This window comes from Micromonospora sp. NPDC049799, assembly GCF_040656655.1.
In the GTDB taxonomy this organism is placed as follows: domain Bacteria; phylum Actinomycetota; class Actinomycetes; order Mycobacteriales; family Micromonosporaceae; genus Micromonospora.
The window spans coordinates 1-3,457 of record NZ_JBFAMU010000515.1; the positions used below are offsets into that span (position 1 = coordinate 1).

General features: G+C 74.7%; 4 protein-coding genes and 1 pseudogene. 3 read left to right on the top strand and 2 right to left on the bottom strand.

Translation table 11 applies throughout. The features are described 5' to 3' along the window. Together AB0I76_RS25480 and AB0I76_RS25485 are read left to right on the top strand one after the other, a co-directional pair. On the top strand, positions 1 to 720 hold a 720-nt coding region (locus tag AB0I76_RS25480), incomplete at its 5' end, for a ribonuclease HII (protein ID WP_357040302.1). Beyond that, a complete protein-coding gene (locus AB0I76_RS25485) occupies positions 717 to 1,040 on the top strand; it encodes a DUF2469 domain-containing protein (protein WP_011905215.1) in 324 nt (107 codons plus the stop codon). The genes AB0I76_RS25480 and AB0I76_RS25485, both read left to right, overlap by 4 nt. 165 nt (positions 1,041 to 1,205) lie before the next feature. Here the strand turns inward: AB0I76_RS25485 and AB0I76_RS25490 are convergent, their stop codons facing one another. Then, entirely contained in the window at positions 1,206 to 2,312 is a 1,107-nt protein-coding gene (locus AB0I76_RS25490) for a sulfite oxidase (protein WP_357040305.1), read from the bottom strand. A gap of 61 nt (positions 2,313 to 2,373) precedes the next feature. Then, positions 2,374 to 3,003 carry a class I SAM-dependent methyltransferase gene (locus tag AB0I76_RS25495; RefSeq protein WP_357040308.1) on the bottom strand — a complete coding sequence of 210 codons (630 nt, stop codon included), beginning with the start codon at positions 3,001 to 3,003 and terminating at the stop codon, positions 2,374 to 2,376. Between the two features lie 153 nt (positions 3,004 to 3,156). Here AB0I76_RS25495 and AB0I76_RS25500 point away from each other — a divergent pair. Further along, positions 3,157 to 3,457 (top strand): annotated as a pseudogene (locus AB0I76_RS25500) (M23 family peptidase); the annotation flags it as partial.

Below are 3,457 nucleotides of genomic sequence, written 5' to 3' on the forward strand. Positions count from 1 at the left end.
GGGGCCGACGAGGCCGGTCGGGGCGCCTGCGCCGGGCCGCTGGTCGCCGCGGCGGCGATCCTGCCCGAGGGGCGGCGCGGGGAGATCGACGGACTGGCCGACTCCAAGCTGCTCACCCCGGCCAGCCGGGAGCGGGTGTACGACGAGGTGGTGGCCCGCGCCCTGGCGTACGCCGTGGTGGTCATCCCGGCCGCCGAGGTGGACGCCCGGGGCCTGCACGTGTGCAACCTCGCCGCGATGCGCCGGGCCCTGGCCTCGCTGGCCACCCGCCCGGAGTACGTGCTCACCGACGGCTTCGGCGTGGACGGGTTGGACGTGCCGGGGCTGGCGGTGTGGAAGGGCGACCGGGTGGCCGCGTGTGTGGCGGCGGCCAGCGTCCTGGCGAAGGTCACCCGGGACCGGCTCATGGTCGAGTTGGACGGGTCCTTCCCCGGCTACGGGTTCGCCGAGCACAAGGGCTACATCACCCCGGAGCACACGGCGGCGTTGCGGGAGCGCGGGCCGTGCGCGGAGCACCGCTTCTCGTACGTGAACGTGGCCACCGTGTCGGGCCGCGACGGCGCCCCGCCCCGGTCCCGTCGACCGATGGGTGCACGGCCGGACGAGCCGATGGAGCGCTCGTGGGCGCCAGGGGGTACCGTCGGCGTGGCGTTGGGCGAGCAGCCTCGGCCTCCGGCGCCGGTGGGGGAAGATGTGGTCATGGAAGGCGGAGTGCGATGAGCGCGGAAGATCTCGAGAAGTACGAGACCGAGATGGAGCTGCAGCTCTACCGGGAGTACCGCGACATTGTCCGTCAGTTCTCCTACGTGGTGGAGACCGAGCGCCGCTTCTACCTCGCGAACCAGGTGGACCTGCACGTCCGCAACTCCGACGGCGAGGTCTACTTCGAGGTCGAGATGCACGACGCCTGGGTGTGGGACATGTACCGGCCCGCCCGGTTCGTGAAGAACGTGCGGGTGATGACGTTCAAGGACGTCAACGTCGAGGAGCTCGAGAAGCCGGACATCTCGCTGCCGGCCGACTCCGGCTTCGGCAGCTGACCCGCCGCTTCCACACCCGCCCGGCGGCGTAGCCACCGGGCGTCCTGTTCTCGGCGGCCCCCACCCGTCGATCACCGCCTCCGCCGGACCCGGCGTGCCTCCGCCCGCCGGTCTCCGCGTGCCGAGGCGGCGGGCGGTCGTCCGTGTCGGGTGCCGGGTCGGCCCTCACTCCGCGAGGACGACGACCTCGACCCGTTGCACCAGGTTGTTGGCGAAGCCACCCCGGTTCCACGGCTGCTCGACCGGCTGGGTGCGGCCGGAGGCGTCGGTGGCCCGGGCCCCGAGCACGTACCGGCCCGGCGTGGGCTCCCAGTCGAGCCACCAGCGCCGCCAGGCGTACGCCCCGCCGGTCGGCTCGTCCAGCCGGGCCGGCGACCAGGTGGCGCCACCGTCGGTGGTCACCTCCACCGACGCCACCGGCGCGTGGCCGGACCAGGCGCGACCGTCGAGAGTGCACGGCCCCGGCCGGAGCACCCGCGTACGGGACATGAAGTCGGGGAAGCCGGGCGGCCGGACCAGGGCGCGCGGCTCGATCCGGGTCACCGGCACACCCGGGTCGTCGGCGTCCTGCCGCAGCCGGTAGGCCACCGCGTTCTGGTAGCCCTCGAACGGCTCGGTGCGCACGCTGACCGAGCGCAGCCACTTGACGTGGGCCATGCCGTACCAGCCGGGCACGATCAGCCGCAGCGGTGCGCCGTGCTGCGGGAGCAGGGGAGCGCCGTTCATCTCGTACGCCAGCAGCACCTCCTCCCGCAGCGCGTCGTCGACCGGCAGCGCCCGCTGGTAGTCCTGCTCGACCCCGCGCTCGACGCCGTGGTCGGCGCCGGTGAACACCACGTCCACCGCGTCCGCGCCGAGGCCCGCCTCACGCAGCAGCGGCGCCAGCGGCGTCCCCGTCCACTCGGCGTTGCCGACGGCCTCGACCAGCCAGGGCTGGCTGACCGGCCGGGGGTGCAGCAGGGCGCGGCCGTTGCCGGCGCACTCCAGGGTCACCCGGTGGGTCACCCGGGGTCGCTCGCGCAGCGCCGCCAGGTCGAGGGCGAGCGGCCGGCCCACCGCGCCGTCGACGGTCAGCACGTGCGTCGTCGGGTCCACGTCCGGGATGTCGTAGTGGATCAGCAGGTAGTGCAGGCCGGCCGGGGTGACGTCGTAGCGCAGGGCTTCCAGCGGGATGCCGTGGTTGCGGGCGGCCAGCTGGAGTTCCTCCGGGCTGATCGCCTCGTCGGGCTCGGCCAGCCGCGACGGCCGGCTCACCTCGTCCACAGTGGTCATCGTGGTCTCCCCGGGGTGGGTGGCGGTGCCACCAGCCTAGACGGCGGGCTTCCGAGGCGTCCTAGCCGACGAACGCGAACATCCGCGCGCCACGTTGCAGGGGTCGGGGGGTACCGGTGAAGCGGTGTACGCCGACCCCGACGCCGTCGGCCGGCGTGCTGACCGCCACCGGCGTGAAGCCCTCCTCCGCGTACCACTCCGCGATGGTGGGGACCAGGTCGGGGCTGTTGCGGTGCCGGGTCCAGAGGACCGTGCCGCCGGTCGCGCAGAGCGCCGCGCAGTGCCGGACGGTCGTCCGGATGTCGGCGTCGCTGATGTTGCCGAACACGCCGCAGACCAGGACGAGGTCCGCCGGAGCCAGGTCGGCGTAGAGGTCGGTGCGCGCGGCGTCGCCGACCACCACCTCGACCCCGGTCAGGCCGGCGGCGTCGACGGCCGTCCGGGCGATCTCCGCGTTGCGCCGGTCCAGCTCGACGAGCCGGGCGGTCACGTCGTCGCGGCGGGGATGCGCCGCCAGCACCGGAACGAGGTCGCGGCCCTGGCCAGCGCAGAGGCTGACCGCCCGCAGCGGGCCGGGAGGAGCATGGTCCAGCGCCTCGCGGACCCGCCGCCGCACCTCCCGCAGCCGACGGGTCAGCGCCGACTCCGGGTCGTCGTAGTCCTCGTGCCAGGCGTACCAGTCCCGCGTCACCGGCCCAGCCTAGGCGGTGTCGGGCACGGCCGGTGACCCGTGGACGCATAGCAGATCATCGCCCCGTCCGGTGCCTGTCCACAGGCCCGTCCGTCATCCACAGGGGACGGGCGCGGGGTGGCGTCCGACCGCCGGCGGCGACAGGCTGCCGGCATGTCGCCACCTCCGCGCGGGTCCGTCGCCGCGCTCTGCGCCCTCGGGATCTGCCTGCTCGCCATGGTGGGACCGGCCCCCGCACCGCTGTCCCGGTCCTTCCTGGTCGCGGATCCGGCGGCCGTGCCTCAGCCGGTCACGCGGCTCGCGCCACCGGCGCCGGGCGGTGCCACCGTCCCCGTTCCCGGAGCGGGGGCATCCGTGCCATCAGCGTTCCGGTGGCCGCTCGACGGTCCGCCCGACCCGGTCCGCCGCTTCGACCCGCCGCTCCGGCCGTGGCTGCCCGGCCACCGGGGCGTCG